The sequence below is a fragment of the Cerasicoccus arenae genome (assembly GCF_014651635.1).
Lineage (GTDB): Bacteria > Verrucomicrobiota > Verrucomicrobiia > Opitutales > Cerasicoccaceae > Cerasicoccus > Cerasicoccus arenae.
This window is the reverse complement of the sequence record NZ_BMXG01000008.1, coordinates 25,311-51,299: the sequence shown is the minus strand read 5'-3', so window position 1 is coordinate 51,299 and position 25,989 is coordinate 25,311. Positions and strand designations below refer to the sequence as shown.

Here is a 25,989-nt window from a genome sequence, read left to right as displayed (position 1 = left end):
GGAAGAATGAGCGCTTAGGCATCAGCCTTGATTATTTTTTCTTGTAGCCATGCAGACTATTGAGAGCGTAGTATCCTCCCCCAAAAAAAAGCTTGGAGAATTCGCAGAAGGTGACGTCAACAATGATACCCGCTTAATAGAAAACTTCTGAATGAGCTTTAAGCCTCAGAAGGCCAAGGTTGCTTAACTGTCGAATAAACATAGCCTGCACACTGCACGGGGTTTATCATTATAAACGAGTATTAGATGAATATCCCAGATAAGGTAAATCGCGATTTTACTCGCCTCTCTGTTCCAGTGTTTCTCCAAGCCATCGCGTTTTGTTTATGTCTGTTGGTTTCTTCCAATGCCTGGGCTGCGCGTCGATCAGTTGCGATAGAGCAGCAGGCAGAAATTAGCGACGGTATCGCGCTCTTTGTTCCAGATGGATATAGCGCGAATTTAACGCCTTCCATGGCGTTGGCGAAAAAGCCAGAACTCATTGGAGCACTCCCTCGGGATTGGATGCTGGTTCCAGAGTTTTTCGATGAAGATGGTCACGCAGGCGCGTCCTTACGTGTTCCTGCTGGCTCCAGTTTATACGGCACAGGCGAAGTCACGGGGCCTTTGCTTCGTAATGGCAAGTCAATCAAGCTTTGGAACACAGACAATTACGGCTACTCGAAAGACGGTGGTCAGCGCCTCTATCAATCGCATCCTTGGGTATTGGGCGTACGCCCCGATGGCAGCGCCTTCGGGGTCTTGTTTGACTCCTCGTGGAAGGCTGAGCTTGCGACGAAAGATGACGAGATAGTCTTTGAAACGGAAGGCTCCGCATTTCAAGTCGTTGTCATTGACCGGGAGTCTCCGCAAGCCGTCGTTCGTGGCTTAGCGGAAATGACCGGAACTATGCCGTTGCCGCCCAAATGGGCATTGGGCTTTCAACAATGCCGCTACTCATATTATCCAGATGCTAAGGTTCGAGAAATTGCAGACGAATTCCGCCAGCGTCGATTGCCCTGTGATGTGATTTGGATGGACATTCACTACATGGACGGTTTCCGCGTGTTTACCTTTGATCCGAATCATTTCCCTGATCCCAAAGCGACGAATGACTACCTGCATGAAAAAGGCTTTCACTCGGTTTGGATGATCGATCCAGGCGTGAAGATTGATCCGAATTACGATGTTTATCGATCCGGAAGCCGCGAGAATATTTGGGTGGAAACGAAGCGGGGTGATGTGTTCGAAGGCAAGGTTTGGCCGGGTGAATGTGTCTTCCCCGATTTTACCATGCCGACCGCCCGGAAGTGGTGGGCAGACCAATATCAGGACTTTATGGCAATGGGCGTGGATGGTGTCTGGAACGACATGAACGAGCCCTCGGTCTTTGATACACCAGATGGCACAATGCCTGAAGATAATTGGCATCGCGGTGGGGGCATCTTACCGGCAGGCCCACACAAGCTCTATCACAATGTCTATGGCATGCTGATGACTGCTGCTTCGCGTGACGGTATCCAACGCGCTAATCCCGACCGTCGTCCCTTCGTGTTGACTCGCGCAAACTTCGTCGGGGGCCAGCGATTTGCGGCTACCTGGACTGGGGATAATGGTGCCGATATGAGTTTTCTGGAAACGTCTGTTCCTATGTCACTCAATCTTGGATTGTCCGGGCAACCGATGAGCGGCCCGGATATTGGCGGCTTTATTGGTGACATTGATGGTGAGCAATTTGCCCGGTGGATTGTCATGGCACCCTTTTATCCATTTGCCCGTGCACACACTTCGGTGGATAATCCGCCACGTGAACCGTGGGCCTTTGGTCCAGAGGTTGAGCAGGTGTCGCGCACCGCGCTCGAGCGTCGCTACCGATTCATGCCTTATTTATACACGCTAGTATTCAAGGCATCGCAGAACGGTGACCCCATTATGCAGCCAGTGTTCTTCGCCGATCCCGAGGACATGGACTTGCGCGCTGAGGACGATGCTTTTTTGCTTGGGCCTGATGTTCTTGTTGTTCCGCAATGGGCGAAAGAACCGCAACTGCCAGACGGGATCTGGCGTAGTTTTTCTGTGCTTGATTCTAAGGAGGAGCAGGATGGATTTCAGCCGAGTGTATATGTCCGGGGAGGGGCAATTCTGCCGCTGGGTCGGGTCATTCAGAATACCAATGAGAGATCGCTGAACCCACTGACTCTTATCGTATGCCTCGATGAAAACGAAATGGCGAGTGGTGATCTCTACGAAGATGCGGGAGAAGGCTACGGCTATCAAAAAAACGAGTATGTTCTCACTCGCTATTTTGCAAAGCGTGAAGGCGATGAAGTGGTGGTGCGGCTCGATAATCGGCGCGGCGGCGTTCAAATTCCCGACCGAAAAGTCCACGTTAAGTTGGTGTCCGCAGAAGGCGTTTATGAAGGCAGTGGACGGGAGGTCGAAGGCATCGTGATTTCGGTTCCCGCATTAGCTACAATTGAGGCTCTATAGATTCGGAGACTGATTTAACGCCGAACAAGGCCGCGCTCAGACGAGGGATGCGGAAAGCATTGGCAGCAGGGTCTGTGGAGTAAAGTAGGGATAGTCCGTTTACCGATTTACTGTCTACGCGTGCGTCGTCGTTGCCTCTGTTAAAAATGACTACGAGTCTTTCATTGCCAAGTTTGCGCTCAAACGCCAGCACTTGCGCGTTATCGCGCGCTTCCAATACTTGGAAATCGCCCTGTCGTAATGCTGGGTGTTCATTTCTTAGTTGAAAGGCAGCTTGGTAGGAATCAAAGATTTCCTGATCAAAGCCTGCGGGTTGGGGAGTTGAGCGCGGTTGCCCATTCGGGCGTAAGTTTTGTGGCGAAAAATCCATTTCCGCCCACCACATTGGCATGCGATCATCAGGGTCATCTGCCCCCCACATTCCGGCTTCAGTCCCGTAATAGATCATCGGCGCGCCAACGTAAGTTGCTTGAAAAAGTGCAAGCATCTTCCAGATACGTCGTCCGTCTTTGTCGGGGGCGGCGAGATTGTATCCTTTTGTGCGCGCGCTGACGCGCTCACTGTCGTCATAGTCAAACCAGTCTTCGGATTTGTAGCCTTGAAAGCTGCTTCTGTTCGCGATCATAGATGCAATGCGCTGGGTGTCATGCGAGTCTACGAGGTTTTGAAGAATGCGCGCCGCTTCTGGACTGCGTGAATTACGCTCGTGATCGAGTCGTCGGGCGAACTCACTTGCGCTTATTTTTCCATCGACCAGCCAGCCCTTGATTGGGATGGCGAATCCTCGGTAATTCATCGCCGAACTAAAGTGTGTTTCCTCAAGGAACTTGGCGGACGAGCCCCAGATCTCAGCCGTGGTGAATGCCTCCGGGTTTATGGTGCGGACGTGGGCGTTCCATTCGCGCCAGAATCCGGCAGGTAGCTCCTCCGCAACATCTAGGCGCCAGCCATCGATGCCGTCGGAGGGATCGCCGTCGCCGTTGGGGTCCATCCAGCGTTCGGTCGCACTGAAGACATAGCGTTTGGGGCCGGGTGCCAGGTTCTGACCAGAGGGATCATTTGCAAACTCCGGCAGGCTTTTATAGCCGTACCAACCATGATAATCGAATTCATTGCGGGCCGTGCGGGGATCATCAAATGCAATGATGTCATACCAGCGGGCATAGCGGGACTTTTGGGAGTTCTTAGCGATGTCACGAAAGGCGAAGAAATTCCGACCAGTATGGTTCCAGACGCCGTCAATGATGACACGGATATTCCGAGTCTTGGCTTCACGAAGTAGTTCAAGGAAAAGCTGATCGGCGGCTGTCCACTGCCAAGTGCTGGGATTACTCGTTTCCTGAGCAATCAATTCTAGATCGCCGTCGGGATCGGGACCAAAATATGGATCGATGTGATGAAAGCTGTTGCCGTCGTATTTGTGTAGTGAATTGGCGTAGAAGATGGGATTGAAATAGATACCAGTTACACCGAACCCTTTAAGATAATCCAAACGATCAATCACGCCTTGTAGGTCTCCCCCATAGCGACGGTGGTAGACTGTATCGTAAAAGTGCGGGCCCATTTCTTTTTCCCAATTAGTGCGGGAATACCAGTCATCTGTCCATTGCATGACCTTCCAGCTTTTGGATACACGGCTGGGATCGTCGAGTGACTTGCGGGTCGGGTCATTACTCGAGTCCGCGTTGGCAAAACGCTCAGGAAATATCTGATACCAAATGACATCCTGGGCCCAATCTGGTGTTCGATCCAAGTCTTGAGCGGGCACCGCGGCTATCGCAGTCGTCCATATCAACGATGAAACAAAGGTGATAAAGGACTGGGTAGAATGCATGGAACGTGGCAATGTGCGTTATGGAAATTCGTGCCGATAATCAGTCGGTTGAAACGCGGAAAAATTTATAGGTGAGTGGCCAACCGCTGATTGGAACTGGGTCAGTCCAGCAAACCGTTTCACCAGTTCCAACGATGCCGCTTTCTTCAGTGCTCCAGGAAGAAATACTAAGCAATGTGCTGGATTCAATTCGATAAGTTACGCCAGAGACGCTTACCCAGCAGATTGTGTATTGATCCGTTTCGTTGGTTGTGGCCTCAATGATCTTGAAGACAGAACTAGCATTGAATGGATTCTGACCAGCGATGTCTTCATTTGCATTTGATTGGCCGTCTCCGTCAGCGTCGCCATCGGGATCAAGCAGTGTGACGGATTCGCTAGCGACACTACTCGCACCTTCGATCCCAGCCGAACTGATGGGAATGACAAAGCTGTAGAGCTGGTCTCCATAGCTGCCGGTATATTCATATTCGGTGACATCGCCCACATTCTGATCGTAAACCGTTTCGTCGCTACCGACGCGTTTGATAACGAGCTTATAAGAGGTGACATTGTCGTCTGCTGTGTTTGTCGGCGAGTCGCTCCAAGCAAAGATTACTTGGTTGCCGATTACGTAAGTTTTGCCAGTTGAAACGACCGGTTGTGTGGGAGCGGGGGGGGGGGTGACGTCGTAAACTTTCAGGTATTGGGCTTCGTAAGGCGCGGTACTCCAAGTGGGATTATCGGTGGGCACTTTGTTTAACTGGACGAAGAAGCCGGATGCCTTCAAGTCAGCGCCTGTAATGCCGCTGCCCCACTGCCAAAGCTCGCGTCGATCGGCTTGTTGCGCAGTGTAGGCTGCGATGTTTTTCACGTTGTAGGTGCGATCGTCCTGGAGTCCAAGTAGCGCCGCTAATGCTGTGGGGACCTTGAAGTTGTCGCTGTGGGTGTTGTTACGATCCACATTGACGAAGCCCAACACGACGTCGCTGTAGGCAGGAGAGGCATTGGTAGTTTCGTATTTGGCTGCAGCAAATATTTTGGTGTTATTGCCGTCGCCATCAAGGAACCATCGGTTGGAACTCGTGAGTGCTGGGCTGTTTTTGCGAGCGGTTTGAATGCCGGAATAAACGGGATACAACTGATCGTTTCCGAAATTACCATCATTCCAAATCGGCATCATGGAGTTCCATCGTTTGAAATGCGGAATAGACTTTCCGAAGTTCAGTTCGTAGTGCGTGTAGCCGTAGGTTCCAGCAATACCAAGCTCTTGGCCGGGAAAGATCATGCTTGTGCCATCCATCATGCCCACGGCGGCAGTGCGGACTACGGCCTCCCACGGATCGCTGGGCGTGGCTTCGTCGTGCGAGGTGTTGTTAAGTAAGACTAATCCCTGCCCATAAGCAGTCCGGCGATTGTCAAAGATGCTGCGGAAGGCGCTCTTGTCGTTCGCCGAATTGAGGCTGAAGGTGATGTTTTCGTTGAGAATGTCGAAGTGGCGGTTTGAGCGATAGGTTACTGCGCCGCCGTCGAGTGATTCGCTCATCATGACGAAGTTCCATTTGCGCGAGCGGGCCACATTGATAATATATTCCCAAGCGCGTGGAGGCAGGCCCTGACCGAAGTCACAGCGTAGTCCGTCGATGCCGATTAAACGAGTCTCTTCGCTGGTAGGCGTGCCTTCCGGGTAGCCCGTTTGGGTCAACCAGAAGAGGGCATACTCGGCGAAGTAATCCCAAACACGTCGCGTCAAGTTCCAGGATGTACCGTTCTGAGTAAAGTCGTTGCTGGTCCAGTCGCTATCGCTAGTATCAAGCCAATCACCCTCGCTCGTATAGCTGGAGCGCTCGGGCTCGGAATCATATTCCACCAGTGCATCGTAGCGGCCAAAGAAAACATCCTTCACGTCATTCCATTTGCCGAAATCAAAGCGATCAGGGCCGGGAGCAATATTGGCAGCACTTGAAGCGCGATTGCCGTAATTGCCATCGAGTGAGAAAAAACGAGCGTCGCGATTGCGGATTTCATCGGTTGGCGACCAGGATTGTCCATCCGGCTGAAAAAGATCAATGCCTGCCTGTGCGAGTTCGACGTCAAAGGCTGTGTGGTTAAACGGGGCATCGAGCATAACCCCGACTTCTTCCGTATCGGCAGCGGCCACGAAGTTTTGGAATGCTGTCATTGATTCTGCTCGGTTTTGCGCGGACGTGTTACTGCCATTGTAGTTAATGCTCATCAGCTCGTTGACCTCGAAGAAATTCTTCACAGCGTAGGGACTACCGGGGTCATAAGGGTCGCCGCTTCCGCCCCAGCCGTCGTTGGGTTCGCGCCCATCAATACCATTGGGGTGGATTGGCTGAAACCATAGCCAGTTCATTCCAAGGTTTTTCAGGTAAGTGAGATCCCAACGGTTGCTGCTGTTGTGTGCAGCCCCGGCAGCATTGTGCAGATCTTCAAGGGTGGAACGATCAGCGAAAGCGTCTCCCGAAGCTTCGATGTTAAAGACATTGATCTCATAGAGCCGGATTTCACGCGCATCTGTCGGCGAGACTACAACAGCATGGTCGCGCAGGCCATACCAGATCCAGTTATTGGGATTGAAACTGTTTTCGGCAATTGAGTCAGAAGTCTTGAAGCGTGCGGTCAAGCGATAGGCTCCGGTCTTGGCGGCGGGAATGGTTAGCTCCCAGATCCCGTTGAAATCGGCGTCTGTCATATTGAGCGGTGCATAGTAGTGCCCCGTTGCCGTGTCGGTGTCTGCTGGCGAATCTGTGATTGTATTGCCGTCGAGTAGCTGAATGCCGTCTGCATAGCCATCGCTGTTTTTATCAATTCGGGCAAGGTCGCGGCGGTTTACATTGGTGAAGACTTCGACGTCGGTGATGTTCGAAAATCCAGTCAACGTGTAAAGTATTTCAATATCAACGGTGTCGCCTTCTACCTCATCGACAAAGACATGAGTCGTTGTGTATTCGGCACTGCGAAAGTCGTAGCCGGGAGCGCGCACTTCGAGGTAGCCAGCCGCTTGTGCGATCGTTGCGGATACGAGTAAGGCAATTATTGCTTTGGGTAGGTGCTTCATGATCAGGGCCGGGTAATTTCTATCTGGTAAAAACGTCGATCAACCAATTGTGGATCTGGCTCGGTAAAGGTTCCGTCATCGATCCATGTATGGGCTGGATTATCGCTGGTGGTGCTGAAGGCACCTGCATCTTGCCATGAGCCATTTTCGAGGTTGTCAGAGTACCAGATGCGATACGTGCGGCCAGCGAGAATGGGGAAGGTGATCGTGGAATTACCGCTTTCTGTCTGGCCAATCTGGCCTTGTGGTAACATGTGATTATCGGCCAAATTCGGATTATAGCCAAGGACGTATTCCTCGTCGTTGGTTAGCAAGTCGCCGTCGAGGTTGCCATCTTTGCCATCGGATCCAACTGCGCTTTCCGGGTCCAACCCATTATCTCGTTCCCACCAGGAGGGCAGGGAGTCGCCATCGGAATCGGTCGCGGCGGTTTCGAGTTTGAGACTTATGCTGAAATTGCTCTGGCCGTCGAGGTTAGTCAGCTCAGTTTGTTGGACGAGTGCCTGGTTGCGCAGGTTGATCGCGTCCCATTCCAACACGCCAGGTTCATCGTCCACGGCAGTGCTGACGAATTGGGCGTCCGCATCGTATTCAAGAACAACGGTGACAGGCTCAACGCTGCTACGATTGATGAGGTAGGCTTGGCTTTTATCCACGTCATTAACCAAACTATCAAGATCATCCTGTCCACGGCTAATCAAGTTCCAGAGATTTGGAGAAAGGCCGTTGCGGACGAAGAGCTTGTTGACGTCGCCACTCAGATTGTAGTCTGCCTGGATGACCGCGAGCGAATCGTCGATTGAAACTGTCTTTACAATGTGTCCGCCGGGTGCAGTGAAGGTCCAGCCGTCTACGCCGCTGGGAGAGACGCTGTAAAGCGCGTTAACGTATTGGCTAGTTCCGCCACCGCTGCCATTGGCATACCAATCCTTGAATGCGGAGGTGCGCCGTGCGCCGATTTCATCACCGCTAACGTTGTTAGCACCTTCCTCTTCGGTTTGGCTGTCGGCGTAAGTGGGTTGTGCGCCAATCACTTGGTACACCGCCCCCGTCAGTGGATTGCGGACAAAGGCAGCGACACAGCGTCCACCGATTGCTTCAAAGGCGGCGAATCCAGTTGCGTTATAGAGAAGGTATTCGTTTTCGCCATCCAGATCAATATCTTCGGCGCTGGCGACAGCTCCAACTGGCGGACTGTCCGCCCAATCATCAACACGCTTATACAGCGCGGCAAATCGCATCTGAGTCTGAGCAAGTTTGGAGAAATCGGCGAGAGTTTGATTGTCCGTATCCGGATAAATATATGCCCCCGTGCTGAATTTGCTCAGGTCTGAGTTGGATTGATTGTGGAAAGCTGTGACGAACATCGCGGCGTGCGCGGTGGAGCGTCCAAGGTGTCCTTGCCCACTGTTTGGATTCGAGATTGCATCTACGCCGGCCCAAGCATCATCCGCAAGGCCGTTGACGCCTACTTCGCCGAATGTATCCGGCAGATTAACTCCGGGGCGGATTTCAAACACTTTGTTAGACAATCCTTCTTCTCGGCCAGGTTGACCGTAATACCAGTTGTCATAGTTTTCCTGAGTGGCGTGATCAATGAAGTCCTTGGCGACTTTCTGGAGGATTACGCCGCTTCCACGGCCGACCGATCCCCAATTGTCGCCGAGGCCGTCGGCAGGCTGGGAGAGATCGATTTCGCCGTTCGCCACGCCGTCGAGGGTGACCAACTCAATCCATGGGCGGTTAGCCAGCCAACGCAGATTCACTGCGTAGCCGTTGGCGTTGTCGATGTTTCGGAAATCGCCCCAGTCGCTGAGCAGGCTTAATACCTGGTCTTGCGTGCCGCTACGTGCGCGTCGGCTCAGCACTTCTCGTAGTGAAATGTTAAGGCCGTTATCTTCATTGAGGAAGCGGAAGGTGCTGGCAAAATCGTGGATCGGCATTAGCTTGATATTGTTGACCTCATTGATCCGGTAACCTGCCTCGCCAAGCGCATTGGTACGGCCAAACCACTTGAAGTAATGACGCATCTGGTCGACGACTGTGTGGGTGTAACCCATGCTCTCGATGGTGCTCAGAACAGCGTCGTCGACCACGCGTTCCGCTGGCCAGAAGACTGTGCTCGAAGGTGCGGCACCATAGATTTCCGTGAGAACCGTTTTCGCCAACTCAACACTATCTGCCGTGAAGTTTTGCGTTGCGTAAGGCGTTACCTGATCGGCAAAGGTGGTACCAAAGAGCATGGCGTCACCGGCGCTCAATAAGCCGGCAATCCGGTCATTCAGCGTAGGACCATCACGCCAAAGCTTGCCGAGTGCAGGATCTACTTTTGCCCATTGGATTGCGGATGCGAGAGTCGGCGTAATGTGCAGATTGACAGGTGCTCCGAAGGCCTCGTGGGCGTCGATTAAACGATAATATCCAGCATCAGCATCGTCGTTGATGCGGTCCTGGATTTCGTTGGCGGAGCGAATGGGCTCATTACCATGGGTGATCAGCGCCACCTTTGCGCGCTTGCCCCTATCGTTGGAGCCGCTACGGCTGAACCAACTGTAGAGCACGCTCTTAGAGCCCGCGATACTGCTCTGGTCACGGAAGTAGGACGAAGCAATGAAGTCGTCGTAAATGGAATCTCGGATGTCGCTCCGGCCACCGATGTCTCCAGCGCCTGGTTCCGGTGAGTTATTCGTGCCGTCGCGTGTTGTGTAGACTTGGAAGTTCAGCGCATCTGCATTGCCGCTCCAGCCTGCATCCAAGAGAGCTTGCCGGCTGATGGACGCTTCGACCGCATCGAGCTCAGCATTGAAGTAGGCCCGGAGGAATCCATTTACGCTGCTTTGCGTGCGACGGATGACCCCCCGTGCGTTTAAGTCTTCACCAATTGCGGTGCTGTTGTTGCCAGCGTCGGTATCAATGTAAACCGCGCCATTGTCGGTTTGGTAAATCGCAACGACGAGTTCCCATTTCATTTCAGTGCGGGTGTCTATTTCATCCGGCAAGGCGGATTCGCCCACACTTGTGTTGCCAGTATCAATGACGATATAGGTGTCGAGATTACCTTCTTCGGCTAGCGCCCGTAGGTCTTGAAGGTCGAGGCGGAAATAAATTTTACCGTCCGCTCCACCATCACGGAAGTAGAACGCAACAATGTCGCGGGAACTGTCGAAGCCGTCGTAGGCCTTGTAAATATCTGTTCCCTGATTGTTCGCTCCGTTGCCATCATATTCATCCAAAACAAGCAGATCGTCGATCGTCCAATCGGTAAACTCATTGAGATTCTTAGTGTTTCCGATACTGCCGTCATCTCCGGGGCCAATGGCAATCGAGTTAGCTGCTGGCGGAGGTAGATTGTCATCTTCAAGTGGACGTGTGCCGTTGACCAACTCCTGTAGGTTGGTTAAATTGTCGTTATCAGGATCACCTGTTGCACCTTGTTCTGAATCGCCATCATCGATTGCTGCCGTGCGCAATGAGTCGGTGTCATTAACCAGTGGATCGAGTCCGTTGTTTATTTCCCAGCCATCGGGCAGGCCGTCACCATCGGTGTCATTGTTGAGTGGGTCTGTTTCCAACCAGATTTCACCAGCGTCATAGATACGATTACCGTTGGTGTCGCCGTCAATTACGCCATTAAAGTTTTTATCCTCGCCGTAGCCATCAGTGGCACCATCGCCATCGGTGTCTTGATTGGTTGGGTCAGTTTCGAGCCAAGTTTCGCTTGGATCGATTACACCGTTGGGCCAGTCGCGGGCCAAGTATGGATCGAAATCTGCGGGGAGGCTTTCGCCGTCACCATCAACCCAGCCGTTGCGGTTGGCGTCCTCAACGCCGTCAAGTATACCGTCGCTATCGGAGTCCGGATTGGATGGATCGGTTACCGTGCCGGCAACTTGCTTGGCCCGGTCGCCGCCTTGGCTCTGGCTATCGACGTTGGGCACATTACCGTAGTTATCAAGCGTGTTGTAGAACGGAGGGTCGATGTCACTGATGAAGTTCGGGAAGCTGTCACCGTTGGTATCAGCAGTCGGATCGGTTGGCGGATTACTCGCGTTACGCCAGCCAACTTCGAGCCCGTCGGGTAAGCCGTCGCCATCGGAATCCGGTGACAGCGGATTCGAGCGGCCATAAGCGTAATAGACATGGACTTCGCCATTGAGCCATTGCTCTGGATTCGGCTTTGGTGCGGGTGTGATGCCGCCGTCTGGGCTTTGGTTAGGCAAATATTGAGCGGTGTTCTCATCGTTGTCGCGAAGGCCATCATCGTCGTCGTCGCTGTCGATTTCATCCTCGCTCACAAGCTCTAGGAAGATGATCGTGGCATTGCGATCGGCAGTGTTTTCACCACCCGGCGAGTTCACGATTGCGGTGAAGCGATAACTGCCCTTGGCGATGTCTGACCAGAGGAAATTCCACAGTTTGCTACTGCCCTCGATGCTGGTGGTCGGCGTGCCGATACTAGAGCCGCGCAGATTGACAAAGCTCAAGCTAACATCCGTGGCGTTGACATTGGTCGCCACCTGAATCGTGAATTGACGCTGGTCAGGGGACGGCGATGGCACATCCGGCAGAATAATTTCGTAGGGCCGTCCATCCGAGCCTAACTCCGGTGGATTCACGATGAGCACTCGAGGCGTAGTAACGGGGAGAGCTCGCACGATACGGGTCGACTCGAAGTCGATCGCGGGTACTGGCCGATCGTGTGTGACAGAGATCTTGTGATCGTAGTCAGGAATGTCGTTGTAAAGATTGGGCAGTTCGTAGGTAAGTGCGTGGTAGTTATTTGTGACGTTGTATTGAATGATGTAGTTGTCGCGGCTCTGAGTCTCGCCTGCGTCACCATCTTCGGTCGATCCAATTCTGATGAGGAAACGGTCAATGAGTTGCTGTTCAGTGAGTCCATCTGCAAGTGACTTGGAGAAGTAGACCTTCATGACGTAGTCGTCGCTTACGATTTCACCATCGCTTGATGGGAAGGCAATGAACATGCGTTCGTCTGGGCCAGCAGTGTTTACGTTACGCACAAGAGTTGTGTAGTGCCCGTTCACGTCATTTAGAGCAAAATCTTGATAGCCAGCAGATGAAATTTCTCGCAGCCGGACTTTTATGTCCGCCGTACCACTTGAGGGAATGTTGACATAGTCGAAGCGCCATTCCTTACGGAACGCTGGGTCAGAAGGTGTAATTGATAAGCTAGGCGTCAGTTCGGAAGCGCGTACCCAATTATTGACGAGATTGCTGTCCCAAGTGTCATTGCTATTGAGATCCTCATACGCTTCTCCAGTGTCGCGGACGCCGTTTTGGTTGGTGTCGATAAACGGTTCAAAGCCAATGCCGTTGCCATTGCTACCGCCTGTTTCAATGTCGTCGTTGGAGGGGTCGGAATCTTCGATACGATACCAGACTTCAGTGACGGTGGCGTCGGTGCGGATAACTAATCCATAGCGTGAGCCGCCGACCGTGTCGCCATTGTTTTCAGGGAAGCGGACTTCGCCCTGTGGGCGTTCGTTGTCGTAGTAAAATGTCTGCTTGAAGGTGTTGTAAATCGAGGCGCGACCAGAGCGGTCGAGGAATGCACGGGCTTGGAGCATGTGGAAACCTTCATCGAGCCCAGTGGTTATTAATGGCGTGCCGCTAGGATCGGTGGCGTAGTCGTAGTGTGGGTAAAACTCAACCGTGGTGGCGTCAAAATTATCAATGGCGAATTCGGTCAGCATTTTGGTTTTGCGTGCAACGGTCACCGAGCCATCAGGGAAAACGCTCGCGGCACCGTTTTTATATATGGAAATTTTATAGCGGAGTGTTTCGCCATTGGACGGGGCAGGGATACTGGCCGACATCCACCAATTAGTTGCATCGCCGTCGTCGTTGTGTTGGTAATTCATCTCGGCGACCTGCGTTGCGCCATGAGCTTCTCCAGCTGCGCCTTCAGGGGGGCTACCGTCGGTCGTGTAATAAACATGCATGAGGTAGCCAGCGCCGACTGCGTTGGTTTTAGCCCAGAGGGTGATGCTACCGCCATCGTTGTTATACATGTTTTCCGTTACCGCAGCATCGCCTGTTACTGTGACTTCTGGGTCGTGGAAAAGGAAACTGGCAGTGTTGCTGTCGATGTAGCGAGCGCCACTTCCTTCATTGATTGTAAAGCTGGGATCGCCGATGACTTTGGAATAGGTTTCCGCGCCGGTCGAACCAGTGATGTCACGGGTACCCGTGACCTTTGCGGCAAAGAGCTCGGGGTGAATACGGTCTACGAACGTCGGTTGTTCAAAGCCAAGTAACATGTCCCAAGATAACGCGGGTGGATTGTCTCGGTTGACTGGATCGTTGTTGGGTAGGCCGACATTGGTTGAGGTTGGGCGTGCGCCATTGAGATCAATGCCACCGTCCAGCTTAAAAAGCACATTTTCCGCGGAACCGTCGACACGCGCGACAAATTTCAAGTCATTGCCGTTGGTGATGCGGGGGAGGGTGGCGGTGTAGGCGTAGTCGCTGTTGTTGGCGTTACTAATGATTGGACGTGTCTCAGCGGGCAAGGTGTCACCAAAGAAATCTGCGTCACCATTTGGGCCGTCACGGCGAAGCACATTGATCGTGCTGACTTCTTCGTCGTTCTGGTAGATGGTGATCGGGCGTCCTCCAGACGACGACCAGAGATCAGATGGGTCTGGGTTCTTCCAGGAAAAGATGAAGTAGCCACCGGCCGGGATGACAGTTGATCCGTTGACGATGTTTGAAGCATACTGGTAGAACCCACCACCGTATGTGGAGTAGTTGTATAAGTAGGCATCTGAGCCACCCGCAGTACTGGGGAAGCTGGTCCCGAAATTACGTCCATGGCCGGAGGAGTAGTCGTCATTAAGCATGAACAGCATCGTCACGCCGTCGGCGTCGCTCATGCCGCCGTTTTCGCGTTTATCAACACGTTCGTAGATAACGACGTCGCCGTCGGACCATTTTCCCTGCTGGTAGCCGCGGGCGAATTGCTCGTGAATATGGAGTAGGTTGGGAACGCGGGCGTCGTCCCACTGGCCGAGGAAGGCAGTATTGGCATGACGGGGAAACGCGCCGCCGGATTCACCCAAGGTTTCTGCCTGGTAGTTACCGTCGGTGTATAACAAGCCTAGGCCTGCGCGGGTGAAATAAAAGGCGTGTTGGAGTTCACGGCGGGAGGCGTAGTCATTGTCATGACTTTGCGCGTGCATGACGGTTAAGCCCGGTGCGAACCCCCCGGCACCCGGTGCGTCGAGACCGTTTAAGCCGTTCCATGGGCTGCCTAGACTATCGTTGAGTTGTTGGCGGAGCGGGTTGTCGACCAAGCGCATGCCTGAGTCGAAATACGGGCCGTAACCTGGAGGTTCGCCGAGGTGCTCGCCAAAGAGCATGGCGTCGTCACGCGGTGCCTCAGTGTCAAATACGGTGTCGCGGTGATTGGGGTCGCTGAAGCCTCGGGTAAGGTTGAATTGGCGTTGGACTTGGCCGGAATAACCGTAGTCATTGGTGTCTTTATCCTCTCCGTAGGTTGCACCAAAAAAATCGGCACGGACGTGCTTAACGGCATCTAGGCGAAGCCCGTCGCTCTTAGTACGGTCGATCAGCCAACGTGCGGCACGGTTGAGGTAGTCCTGCACGTATTCCTCATAGACGTTCGCGTTGTCCTGAAGGTATTGTTTTGCGCGGGCGGTGATTTCCTCCTGACTGGGGGAGGGGGAACCCTCGTCGTTGAGTAAGCTTTCGGCTATGGAGAGTAATCCGCCAAAGCCCACGTAATTGCCGTCTTTGTCGTAAGCATAATGCTCGGGGCGATCTAGATCACGGATGATTTTGATTTTTGGAAAAGTGCTGCCCTCGCTGGCACCGAAGTTTTGATTAGTCGTTCCTGGCTCTTGGGCGATATCAATGAGGTCGGCGAGTCCGAGGTTCTGGACCTGCCATGCACTATTCCAGTCGCGGGTATTGTCCCATTTGCGGTAAAATCCTTCCTGAGTAGTTCGCAGGTGAAAGTCTTCGGGAACAAGGCCTGGGTAGATGTCGATCGGAGTGTTTTCGTTGTAACCAGGGATATCGAAGGCCCGATGGTTCATGATGTTGTCAAAATAGATGCGGATGCCGAAACGATGCGCCGTGCGGACCAACTCCAGTAATTCAGCTTCCGTTCCGTAACGGGTGCGCACGGTGTTGCGCTGATCGATGCCTCCCAAGTCAAAGGGATCCCACAAATCATAGCCAACCGACAAGCCGCCACTTCCTTTGGTTGGGGGGGGGAGCCACAGAGAGGAATACCCGGCTTCTGCCAATTCTGGCATTTTGTTGGTAATCTCGGCCCAGTCCGTGTTGAAATATTGCAACATGGTTTCGCCCGAGGCTGAGCGGCTGAGTGCTATGACTGCTAAAAACAAGGCGAGAATGCAGCGGAAAACTGAATTCACAATAGTGAAGGGGGGGGGGGGCATGGGGCTAATGGGCTGTATTTAATATAGGCCTGATTCGTGTTTTAATAAAGTAGTATAGCGCTATTTGGTTCTTAGGTAATGCGGCCCCTTGCTTGACGGTTGACTAGCTGCATAGGGATAGATGCTTTTTCATAGGAGAGTCTAAGTGGACGATGAATTCCTGATTTTCGCACAAATGGGCTGTATTTGGACTATTCAACAGTCGAATCGCCAATTCTATCATAGACTTGCGATTCTTCATAAGTTGTATTCAACTGTAGAACATGGCCGTCCCCCCCCCCAAGCGCCCCAACATGCAACATATCGCCGATGCTGCTGGTGTTAGTAAATCAGCTGTCTCGCTTGCCCTACGTAAAGATCCACGTATCCCCGAGGTGACTCGGAAGAGAATTGCTAAAATTGCCGAGGACTTAGGCTACCGCCGAAATCCAGTGATTGATTCGTTGATGACTCAGCTGCGCGCTGGGCATCAGCCGAACTTTCGCGCCAATCTTGGGCTGGTTAACTGTTCGCCCGAAAAGGACATCTGCAAGAACCATACATTCCGTCGTCTCCGCGAAGGAGTCCTTCGTCGATCTGAGCAATTGGGCTATGGAGTTGAGGAATTCTGGCTCCAGCAGCCAGATCTCCGTCCGCAACGGCTAAAGCAGATCCTACTAGCGCGGGGCATTCATGGCTTGATTCTCATTGCCTCACTAGACCAGAAAACGATTCATCAACATGACTACTCTGACTTTTGGAATGACTTTGCCTGTGCGGTAATCGGCGTCACGCATTTTAATGACAATTTGAACTGCGCCTCGAATGATCAATACCTCACTGCGCGTCGTGCGACGCAGATGGTTTTGGAATATGGTTATAAGCGGCCCTTGCTTGTGGTGCCGACACAGGACGACAAATTACTCGATGATAAGTTCAGCGCCGGTTTTCTAAGTGTGGTGCGTTTTTTGTCGCCGGAGAATTTCCTCATGCCAGTGAATTATCGTGATGAGAATCTCCCGGAAACTATCGCGGCGATTCAGCAGCATGAGCCTGATGTGATCATCACGAATAAGACAGAGCTCTACGATGTCATGCTTGATACGGGTGTCTCATTTCCGACGGACATGGGCCTAGTGCACTTGGATTGGCATGACGGCATTCCGCATATCGCCGGTATGCGCCAGAACAATCGAGTGGTTGGCAGTGCGGGTGTGGACCTTGTGGCGGGGCAGTTATATAAGAATGAATTTGGCCCGCAGAAGTATCCTCAAGTGGTACAAATCGAAAGTGCCTGGATTCACGGGCCAAGTGTGCGCAAGATTCGTTAACGCTCGGTTCAACTGTCCACTATTGGGGAGTTAGCGGTTAGTCGGTGGAATGTTTCTAATAATGCTCTACCCTTGCTGAGTCGTCGATCAGCAGTTTTTCCGACCCGATTTCACGTGCCCTTCATTTTCATATTTTTTCTCGCGTTACTAACGTCACTAAGCGCTCGTCCGCTCGAACTGTCGTTGCCTTTTTCTGAAAATCAGGGCGGCGATGTTTCTTGGATAGCGATGGATGCTGGTCACGGCCCAGGATCTACGGTTGTCGTGACGGATTCGGGCAAACGTGTCTACCTTCCTTTTCAGGCCGACTGCGTGTTGCGCGTTGAGGGTGGGGCGGTGACCGACGCACGCATTTATCGCAATTACCATTGGCAACCGACCTCTGCTGCTGACTTTAAACTAGAGTCTCGGGACGCGGAATTTGTGGTCTCTTTTCGGGCATCTACATTGTTCGACTGTGTGCGGGCGGTGCAGTGGTTTCGCCAGCAAAAGGATGGTCTAATTATTTTGGATCGTGGTGGAATCCGTAGCAGCAACAATGGGGATGTTTACTTTTCACGTTATTATACGGTGGAGGCGGATGGTCAGTGGGTCGAGTGCGGACGCTATGGCGCATTGGGTAATCGGCCACGTATTTACCAGATGCTGCCTCGCTTGTTTGGTAATGAAAATGAAACGCGAAAAGTTAACGGCACCCTTGCGGAAAATGGAGTCGGGAAATTCAGCGATCTAAGTCTCCCAGTGTTGCAACAGTTGAAGGCGGACGGCCTGACTCACATTTGGTTGACCGGTGTTTTACAACAGGCGACCTCGACGGATTACAGCAAAATCGGCCAAGCGCCGGATGATCCTGACCTGCTCAAGGGTATTGCTGGTAGCCCTTATGCCGTGCGGGATTATTTCGATATATCTCCTGATTACGCCGATAATCCAGCACAGCGGTTAGACGAATTTAAAGCGCTCGCAGAACGAATGCATACGGCTGGATTGAAGCTGCTCATTGATTTTATCCCGAACCATGTGGCCCGCAGCTATGCCTCCGACATTCATCCAGAACTGGACTTTGGGGTTAATGACCGCAAAAATGTGTATTTCGATTCGGATAACAATTTTTATTATCTAACGTCAAAAGTTGCGAAAGGAAATGCCCCACTGCGCCTGCCAACAGTTGATCATAAGACCGGCAGAATACTCAATGAAACCGCGCGGCTAGTGGGGCATGCGGACGGCTATTTTATGCCGGAGCGTGTGCATGGTCGCGTGACGGGCAACAATCAGGCGACTTGGCGTCCGACTGATGGTGACTGGTATGAAACGGTGAAATTGAACTACGGCTTTGATTTTATTCACCGAGATCGTCCGCCCGAGTATCCCACCGCGGTGAGCCCGCGCAAGCCGACGCCGGACACTTGGAAGAAGATGGATGCAATCCTCGCGTATTGGCAATCGATGGGCGTGGATGGATTCCGTGTGGACATGGCGCATATGGTCCCACCCGAATTTTGGAAGTGGTCTATTCATCGTGCCAAGGAGCGTGATGCTGAGGTGTTTTTCTGTGCAGAAGCCTATAATGACGATCCCGCCAAAGTGCCGAGCCACGACCCCGCACTGGAGGCTGACACAAATGTGATGGTGGCGCTATTGGATGCCGGTTTTCAGGCGGTTTATGACGACCCTGGTTACGACACGCTGGAAAAGATTTATCATGGGTCGGCTTGGGCCAATGATTTGCAGACAGTTGAGGACGAGTTCGGGCCTTACTTTTTTGAATGCGCTCTGCGTTATGCGGAGAACCACGATGAAGTGCGATTAGCGAACTCGAATTCTTGGGGCGGACTCGGCATGGAGGTCGGTCGACCGGTTGCTGGTACACTCTTTGGTTTATCGCAGGGGCCGGTTATGATTTATCATGGACAGGAAGTGGGGGAACTTGGCGAGGGTCGAGAAGGCTTTGGCGGTGACGATCAGCGGAGCACGATTTTCGATTATTGGTCGTTGCCTGAACTCAACAAATGGTGGAACGGCGGTGCGGCGGACGGTGGGCACCTCTCCCCAGCGCAAGTTGACCTGCGGGCGTGGTATGTTCGATTGCTCAAACTTCAGGTGGAGCCCGCTTTTACGCAGGGCACTACGATCATGCTCAATCACGCCAATGTCGATAACCCAGCCTATGGTCGTGTGGAGCGGACTAGCGCTTCCGGACACTGGATTTTTTCCTACCTGCGGAGCGATATGGGGAGTGGCTCGCACTACTTGGTCACAGCAAATTTCAATCCTCAGTCTGGCATGAGCAAAGTGCGAATTCATTTGCCAGAAGTTGCCGCTGAAGCGCTTGCCCTGAATCGTTCTAGCAATAGCTGGTTGGTGCTTCGGGATCGTTTGTCGACGAGTAACCAACTCTATACGATGAAAGTCAGTGACGTGCTTGAGCACGGCATTTACGTCGAGCAAATCAACTCTCTCGACGTTAATTACTGGGAAATTCGTATCGAGCGAGAGAAGCCTGGGAATTCAATCATGGCCCCTACAATGGGACGAATGAGTTCCACGCGAAACAGGGCTAAGTGAAAGCTATTGGAATGGTCAAAAAGAATAATTACACTCAGGAGGAAGGTGAAATAGGTGAAGCAGGCTCCTAAGCTATTTCATCGAGATTGCGGGTTGCTCCTGCATCCGACATCACTGCCCAATGATTACGGAGCCGGTGATTTCGGCCCTTGTGCGCATGACTGGATTCATTTTCTCGCCGATCATGGGCAGAACCTCTGGCAAATCCTGCCACTCAATCCCGCAGGCTACGGTGACTCGCCCTATCAGGGCTTGTCAGCTTTTGCCGCCAACCCGATTTTTCTCAGTCCGGAATACCTGCATCAGCTGGGCCTGATCGATAATGACTTCCTTGACTCATTACGTATCCCTTGTGGGCGAACGGTCGAATACCAAGCTGTCTATGAGAATAAACATAAGCTTAGCGTCTGTGCTGCACTGGCGTTTGTGAAGTTGAAACCAGGCGATCCGCTACGAGTCCAATACGAGGCGTTTCTCGACGTGGAGTCTTATTGGCTGGAAGACTTCGCGGTTTACTCCGCGTTAAAATCGCGGTTTGGCGGTAAGGCATGGGCAGAATGGCCGCTGCTTTATCGTGACCGGGACGCCTTTTCCCTGAGCACTGCGAGGCGGGAACTTGCGAAAGAAATTGAGCGTGCCAAGCTGGAGCAATTTCTTCTGTACCGGCAGTGGGAAGACATACGTGAGACGGCACAAAAGCGAGGCATTCGAATTATTGGCGATCTACCGATTTTTATTGCGCATGATAGTGTGGATGTGTGGAGACAACCGAATTTATTCCGATTGAATCGTGATGGCAGTCCGGCGGTCATGGCGGGCGTGCCGCCTGACTATTTTTGCAAGACCGGACAGCTTTGGGGCAACCCACTTTATGACTGGGATCAGCATCGGGCCGAGGATTTTGCCTGGTGGCGTAAGCGATTCAGTAAGGTACTCAGTTGGGTGGACATCGTTCGGATTGATCATTTTCGCGGCTTTGAGGCCTTCTGGGAAATCCCCGGCAGCGCGAAGACGGCGATCGATGGTGCGTGGGTCAAGGCCCCCGGCGAAGAGGTGTTGGAAGCCTTCGTGCGCGACATTGGTTTGCCTTTACCGGTTATTGCCGAGGACCTAGGCGTGATTACGTCGGAGGTCACGGCGCTGCGCGATAGATTTTTCCTGCCCGGTATTCGTGTTGAGCAATTTGCGTTTGGCACTGATCCGATGAAAAGCACTTTTTTACCGGAGGCATACGACGAAAATTGTGTCGCCTACACTGGCACGCATGACAACGATACTGTGGCGGGCTGGTTCCATAGCCAATCGGGCAACGGTAGCACGCGGAGCGCAGACGAAATCGAGGCAGAGCGAGTTAACGCAATGCACTATTTCGGCACTGACGGATCGAAAATCCATCAAGATTTCATCCGTCGCCTTTACGAGTCGAATTGCGCGGCAGCCATCGTGCCCGTTCAGGATTTGATAGGGCTTGGCTCGGAAGCGCGAATGAATACGCCGGGGCAGGCTTCTGGAAGTTGGCGTTGGCGCTTAGATTCCATCGAGCCACTAGGAACGGCGATGGCTGAATTGTCTGAACTCACGATATCGACAAAGCGCGGATTGCATGTTAGCTTGCACGAAAGTGTGACTACCAAATGATTTTCACTGCTTATTCTCTCCCTGCTTAAAGTAACTTTTACCTAATTCCCAGTACCATGCAGAAACCTCGTTTATCCTTCTGGCAAATATGGAATATGAGCTTCGGCTTTTTTGGTATCCAGTTCGGCTGGGGCCTTCAAATGGCCAACATGAGCGCGATCTATCAGTATCTGGGTGCCGAGGAAGGCGAGATTGCTTTCCTCTGGCTCGCCGCGCCTCTGACCGGGTTATTGATCCAGCCCCTCGTCGGATACTACAGTGACCGCACATGGACGAAACTTGGCCGCCGACACCCATATTTTTTGGTAGGGGCGATCCTCGCCAGCTTATCCCTGATTGCGATGCCCAACAGTAGTTCGCTATGGATGGCCGCCGGGCTGCTTTGGATATTGGACGCCTCGGTAAACATCAGCATGGAGCCCTTCCGCGCTTTTGTCGGAGACATGCTCAACAAGGATCAGCGAAAGGTTGGCTTTGCAATGCAAAGTTTGCTGATAGGACTCGGCGCTGTCTTGAGTTCATCGCTTCCCTGGATGCTGACCAACTGGTTTGGTGTGACGGAGAAAGCGTCCGGAAATGCGATTCCGCAGGCTGTGCACATTGCTTTTTATGTGGGCTCGGTGGTGTTCTTCTGCGCGGTGGTTTACACCATACTGACGACCAAGGAATACCCGCCGGAGGATATCGAGGCTTTTGAGAAGCAGAAGAGAGAATCAGCTGGCGTAAGCACGGCGTTCAAGGAAATTTTCCAAGGTATTGGCTCCATGCCTAAAGCAATGAAGCAGCTTGCCGTAGTGCAATTTTTCACTTGGTTTGGCCTTTTTTGCATGTGGATTTATTTCATCCCGGCCATTGCCACGCATGTGTTCGGAGGCGCTCAGGGAAGCCCTGAATATCAGGCTGGTGCGGAGTGGGGCGGCGTGTGTTTCTCCGTTTATAATGGAGTGGCCTTTGCCTTTTCCTTTCTCCTACTTTTGCTTGTTCGAAAATTCAGTGCCAAGGGCATTCATACCGTGTGTCTGGGAATCGGTGCGCTGGGGCTGCTCTCGGTGATGGTGATTGGTTCGCCTTCGATGCTGCTGCTCTCCATGCTGGGCGTGGGTGTGGCTTGGGCGAGCATTCTTTCGATGCCCTACGCGATGTTGGCGAACGTAATCCCAGCTGAAAAGATGGGCTTCTATATGGGGGTGTTCAACTTCTTCATCGTGCTGCCGCAAATCGCGGCTTCGCTAGGCCTAGGCAAAGTGATGTCCACGCTGCTGGGCGGTAACACCATGAATGCAGTCATTCTCGGTGGTGTTTCCATGCTTATTGCCGCGATCTGTGTCCGCTTTGTAGATGACGTCGAAGAGTGAATTGCTCTCGTTGTAGAACCAAGCATGTATGACGATCAGTAGTTGCTGCTTAGTAATCGCATTGATTGTTTCTCTCGGCTGAATGCTGTGGATCGAAGGCTTAGCTCAAGTTTAGATCATCGTCCATATAGCAAGAAAATGTGCACTTGGATCAGACTTCTTTACTCTAAGCGTAACAGTTGGTTCATCTCTCCATTTTCCTTACTCATTTATGTTGAATTGATTAGAGGTGTCACTGGTAGGCAGCAAAAAGCCTCTCCGTGGACCGGAGAGGCTTCGCAAAATCAGAACAGTGCAAATGGCTTATTTTTGGCGGCAGCGTATTAGTGCTAGAGTAAGCATGGCCAAGCCAGCGATCATTGCATAAGTGCTGGGCTCTGGCACAATCATCATGCTGTTAGAATATAGATCATTGGGTGAACCACCATCTGTTTGCTGGACGTAGAGAGAAAAGCCACCAACGACGCCAGAGTAGGTGCCAGTATCAACACCAGTTACGCCACCGCTACGGGTAATGCTCCAAGTGCCGCCTGTGCCATCAAACTGTGTAAACTCTAAGAGAAATGAGGTGTCGGAGCTGTAGTCGTTGTTAGCGATGCTACCGTCGCCAGTTGTCGCATTGGAAACAACGTAGTCGTCGCCGCCTATGTCAAAGTTGAAGATGTTACTACTGCCGGATGTCAGGAGGTTAATTCCCTTTGAGCCGTTACGGAAGTTCACTGCGAGTTCGACAGAGAAGGTTTGCCCGAGTGAAAGGTCACTGCTGAAGAAACGAGTAGCCAGAGATTGAGTGAAAACTGAACCGGCTTGCGCATACATGCCAAATGATTCCCCAGACACATTAATGTCGGCACCGGGAGAGGAAAGGTTGGTGGAATCACCAATAAAAAATCCGGCGGCACCATCACCCTCTGTAGTCAATGACCACGCATTAAAAGCGTTACCGCTGATCACGCCATTGTCGCCATCGGCCCAACCACTGTCATAGGCGCTGGCGCTGGCGTTATCGATGCCGATTGTGGCGGCATGTGAGGCAAGAGTCATACTGGCAACGCCAATGACTGAGATGATTTTAAATTTAAATTGAGGCGGGGACATCTTCATAGCTGCAACGTGTTGAGAAGTTAGGTTTGGAAATTTGTAAAGAGTTTGTAGATTTACGTAGATAGACACAAATTGCTTTCTGTTTGACGGTTGAATGAGCCGGATTCCTAAGGGCCGTATCGTTTTTTATGGATGTTTATCAGGGATAATTCGGAAGAGGTTTAAAGTTTCTGGGCCGACCTTAATCCGCGCTTGTGGAATATCACCAAGCCAAGTTAGCTGGATTGGCTGAGGGGAGGCGTCGCCGAGTCCGTGGAGGGGAATCTGCTCGAGGGTTTCGTTACGGTTCAATAGTGGCTGACCAGTGGAGTTGATCAGCGACATTGAGTGTCCGGGAATACCGGTGGTCGAGGGGCGGGAGCTGGCGTTCACTACTACGATGACTGGGGCGGCATCTCCACGCACGAAGGCAAAAATACCGTCATCCGAGTTGGAGGCATTGTTGTCCACCCAGAGTGTATGTATCTCCGTGGATGTCAGCGCAGGCAAATTTTGGCGCCAGCCAGCCAGCTCAGCAATGGCTTCAAAGTTCGTGTTTTGTTTGGCGTGAAGGAATGGATTTCCTTGGTTGGCGCTTAGATAAGTGAGTCGACCGGTTTCTGCGTCATCTTTTACTTTTGCCTTGGGGTCAGGCAGGGCGACTTCCGTGCCATAATACAGCGAGGGGATACCCGGCATGGTCAGAGTGATAGCATTGGCCAAGAGATTACGACGCTCGCTGACGCCTTGGACTCGGAAGCGGTTAATGCCGTCGTGATTCTCCGTGAAGTTGACGATCTTTTGCGATGAGTTCAGCCCATCAGGGCCAGGCGTCTGGTTGTAATAGGGACGAGTGGCATCATGTGGGGGCGTGGGGGCGAGCGCACGCATGGCATTTTCGATGTTCTGAGCCTGGCCGATGGAAGAATTCCCGGTTCGCAGGTAATCACGGATCGCATAGCAGTATTGGAAATTAAGTAACGAGTCGAGTGAAGGCTCCTGAGACTGCGGCCAATCCTGACGATAGGTGTAGCGCCCGAGCGTAGTCGGATTACCGTCATAGACTTCACCAAACAGGATTACTTGGCTTGCGCGCTTTGGTCCGAGCCGTTTGCGCAGTCGCTGGGTAAAGGCGTCCCAGAACTCCGGGTGCACGTGCTTGACGGTGTCGATACGAAAGCCGTCGACGCCGATTTCCTCAATGTAAAAAGCGTAGATTTCTACGAAGTCATCGACCAAATCATCAAAATGCGCGCTGCCTGGCTTTGTCCAGAAATCCCGTAAGCCCATGAAGTCACATTCGACTTCTTCTCCATTGGCCGCGCCGAGGCTACTGGGGTCCATGCCCTTGCGGCCATAGCTGGAAAGGTCGCTTAAAGTCCCATGTTGCACCACTTGGCGTCCGAGAATGGTCACGCTGCCCGTTGGCTCGGTGCGATGCTGGTTCCATTTTGGCGTCTCAGCCCAATTGGCATTGCTATGGTAGCCGTTGGATTTGAACGGTTGGATCCACTCGGACTTTTTTGCTCGGTCGAAGGTTTCATTGCCATTGGCGTCATAGTAGAAGGTGGAGCCCGCGTGGTTGCACACGATGTCTTGGATAACTTTAATGCCCTTGCTGTGTGCGAGCGACACCAAGTCCTTGTAATGCTGCATACGTCCATCGCGTGAATCTGGATAGGCATTGCCGCTTAGCGATTGCGGGGAGGTTAGGTGCGGGTCGATGTCTAGAAAATCCTGGGTCCAGTAGCCGTGATAGCTGGTCTTGGGCTCGTCGTCGGAGTCGAAGGCGGAGTACCAGACATTGCGTACAGGGGGGGTAATCCAGAGAGCAGTCACACCGAGGTCATTAAAATAGCCATCTTGCAAGGCAAGCTCCAGCCCGCGAAAATCTCCGCCATGGTAGCGATTGATGTCGATTTGTGCGGCGTCGAAAAGGGTGGGGTCGCTCCCTGTCGGTTGATTGTTCGCCGCATCTCCGTCGAGAAAGCGATCGGTCAGCACAAAATAGATGATGTCTTCATTCCAGGCTCGATCGCTTGGAGTCTGTGCGACGGCGTGGGCGAAGCTTAGGGCAATGATGGTAGTGAGGAATAGCGCGGGTTTCATTATGCGAAGGTTAATTAACCTGCATACTGGCTATTGAGCGATGTGTCGTCCACAGTGATAACCGTCAACTGTTTACCTTTCTTTGTCGGATGGGCCTTTGGGGCGTCAATTG

10 protein-coding genes are annotated in these 25,989 nt (G+C 52.4%); 5 read left to right on the top strand and 5 right to left on the bottom strand.

The annotated features are described in order from the left end of the window. Positions 1-246: 246 nt before the first annotated feature. Positions 247-2,469 carry a TIM-barrel domain-containing protein gene (locus tag IE065_RS07830; RefSeq protein ID WP_189513625.1) on the top strand — a complete coding sequence of 741 codons (2,223 nt, stop codon included), beginning with the start codon at positions 247-249 and terminating at the stop codon, positions 2,467-2,469. On the opposite strand, the gene IE065_RS07825 is transcribed toward IE065_RS07830, so the two are convergent. Genes IE065_RS07825 through IE065_RS07815 form a run of 3 tightly spaced genes read right to left on the bottom strand, consistent with a single transcriptional unit; the run spans position 2,450 to position 15,814 of the window. Then, the gene (locus IE065_RS07825) at positions 2,450-4,303 is read right to left on the bottom strand and encodes a glycoside hydrolase family 13 protein (protein WP_189513623.1); all 1,854 of its coding nucleotides are present in this window, start codon (positions 4,301-4,303) and stop codon (positions 2,450-2,452) included. The two genes, IE065_RS07830 and IE065_RS07825, sit on opposite strands and share 20 nt — an antisense overlap. Positions 4,304-4,343: 40 nt before the next feature. Then, entirely contained in the window at positions 4,344-7,364 is a 3,021-nt protein-coding gene (locus tag IE065_RS07820; protein ID WP_189513621.1) for an alpha-amylase family protein, read from the bottom strand. A 2-nt stretch (positions 7,365-7,366) separates the two neighbouring features. Continuing rightward, on the bottom strand, positions 7,367-15,814 hold the full coding sequence (locus IE065_RS07815) for an alpha-amylase family glycosyl hydrolase (RefSeq protein WP_189513619.1): 8,448 nt from the start codon (positions 15,812-15,814) through the stop codon (positions 7,367-7,369). Between the two features lie 263 nt (positions 15,815-16,077). Between IE065_RS07815 and IE065_RS07810 the strand changes: the two genes are divergently transcribed. From IE065_RS07810 to IE065_RS07795, 4 genes are all read left to right on the top strand, one after another. Beyond that, on the top strand, positions 16,078-17,124 hold the full coding sequence (locus tag IE065_RS07810; protein ID WP_194500014.1) for a LacI family DNA-binding transcriptional regulator: 1,047 nt from the start codon (positions 16,078-16,080) through the stop codon (positions 17,122-17,124). 114 nt (positions 17,125-17,238) lie between these two features. Then, positions 17,239-19,692: an alpha-amylase family glycosyl hydrolase gene (locus IE065_RS07805; protein ID WP_189513616.1), complete on the top strand. Its 2,454-nt coding sequence runs from the start codon at positions 17,239-17,241 to the stop codon at positions 19,690-19,692. A 54-nt stretch (positions 19,693-19,746) separates the two neighbouring features. Further along, the gene (malQ, locus tag IE065_RS07800; RefSeq protein WP_189513614.1) at positions 19,747-21,330 is read left to right on the top strand and encodes a 4-alpha-glucanotransferase; all 1,584 of its coding nucleotides are present in this window, start codon (positions 19,747-19,749) and stop codon (positions 21,328-21,330) included. 56 nt (positions 21,331-21,386) lie between these two features. After that, on the top strand, positions 21,387-22,685 hold the full coding sequence (locus tag IE065_RS07795) for an MFS transporter (protein ID WP_189513612.1): 1,299 nt from the start codon (positions 21,387-21,389) through the stop codon (positions 22,683-22,685). Positions 22,686-22,988: 303 nt separating this feature from the next. On the opposite strand, the gene IE065_RS07790 is transcribed toward IE065_RS07795, so the two are convergent. Together IE065_RS07790 and IE065_RS07785 are read right to left on the bottom strand one after the other, a co-directional pair. Then, positions 22,989-23,789, bottom strand: coding sequence for a PEP-CTERM sorting domain-containing protein (locus IE065_RS07790; RefSeq protein WP_189513610.1), 801 nt, complete (start codon positions 23,787-23,789; stop codon positions 22,989-22,991). 126 nt (positions 23,790-23,915) lie between these two features. Next, positions 23,916-25,877, bottom strand: coding sequence for an alpha-amylase family glycosyl hydrolase (locus IE065_RS07785; RefSeq protein ID WP_189513608.1), 1,962 nt, complete (start codon positions 25,875-25,877; stop codon positions 23,916-23,918). Positions 25,878-25,989 lie beyond the last annotated feature (112 nt).

Bases quoted from the DNA above. Each gene is read 5' to 3' on its own strand.
- IE065_RS07820 (WP_189513621.1), bottom strand. From the start codon at position 7,364: ATGAAGCACCTACCCAAAGCAATAATTGCCTTACTCGTATCCGCAACG.
- IE065_RS07790 (WP_189513610.1), bottom strand. From the start codon at position 23,789: ATGAAGATGTCCCCGCCTCAATTTAAATTTAAAATCATCTCAGTCATT.
- IE065_RS07830 (WP_189513625.1), top strand. From the start codon at position 247: ATGAATATCCCAGATAAGGTAAATCGCGATTTTACTCGCCTCTCTGTT.
- IE065_RS07785 (WP_189513608.1), bottom strand. From the start codon at position 25,877: ATGAAACCCGCGCTATTCCTCACTACCATCATTGCCCTAAGCTTCGCC.
- IE065_RS07815 (WP_189513619.1), bottom strand. From the start codon at position 15,814: ATGCCCCCCCCCCCCTTCACTATTGTGAATTCAGTTTTCCGCTGCATT.
- IE065_RS07795 (WP_189513612.1), top strand. From the start codon at position 21,387: ATGCAGAAACCTCGTTTATCCTTCTGGCAAATATGGAATATGAGCTTC.
- IE065_RS07825 (WP_189513623.1), bottom strand. From the start codon at position 4,303: ATGCATTCTACCCAGTCCTTTATCACCTTTGTTTCATCGTTGATATGG.
- IE065_RS07810 (WP_194500014.1), top strand. From the start codon at position 16,078: ATGGCCGTCCCCCCCCCCAAGCGCCCCAACATGCAACATATCGCCGAT.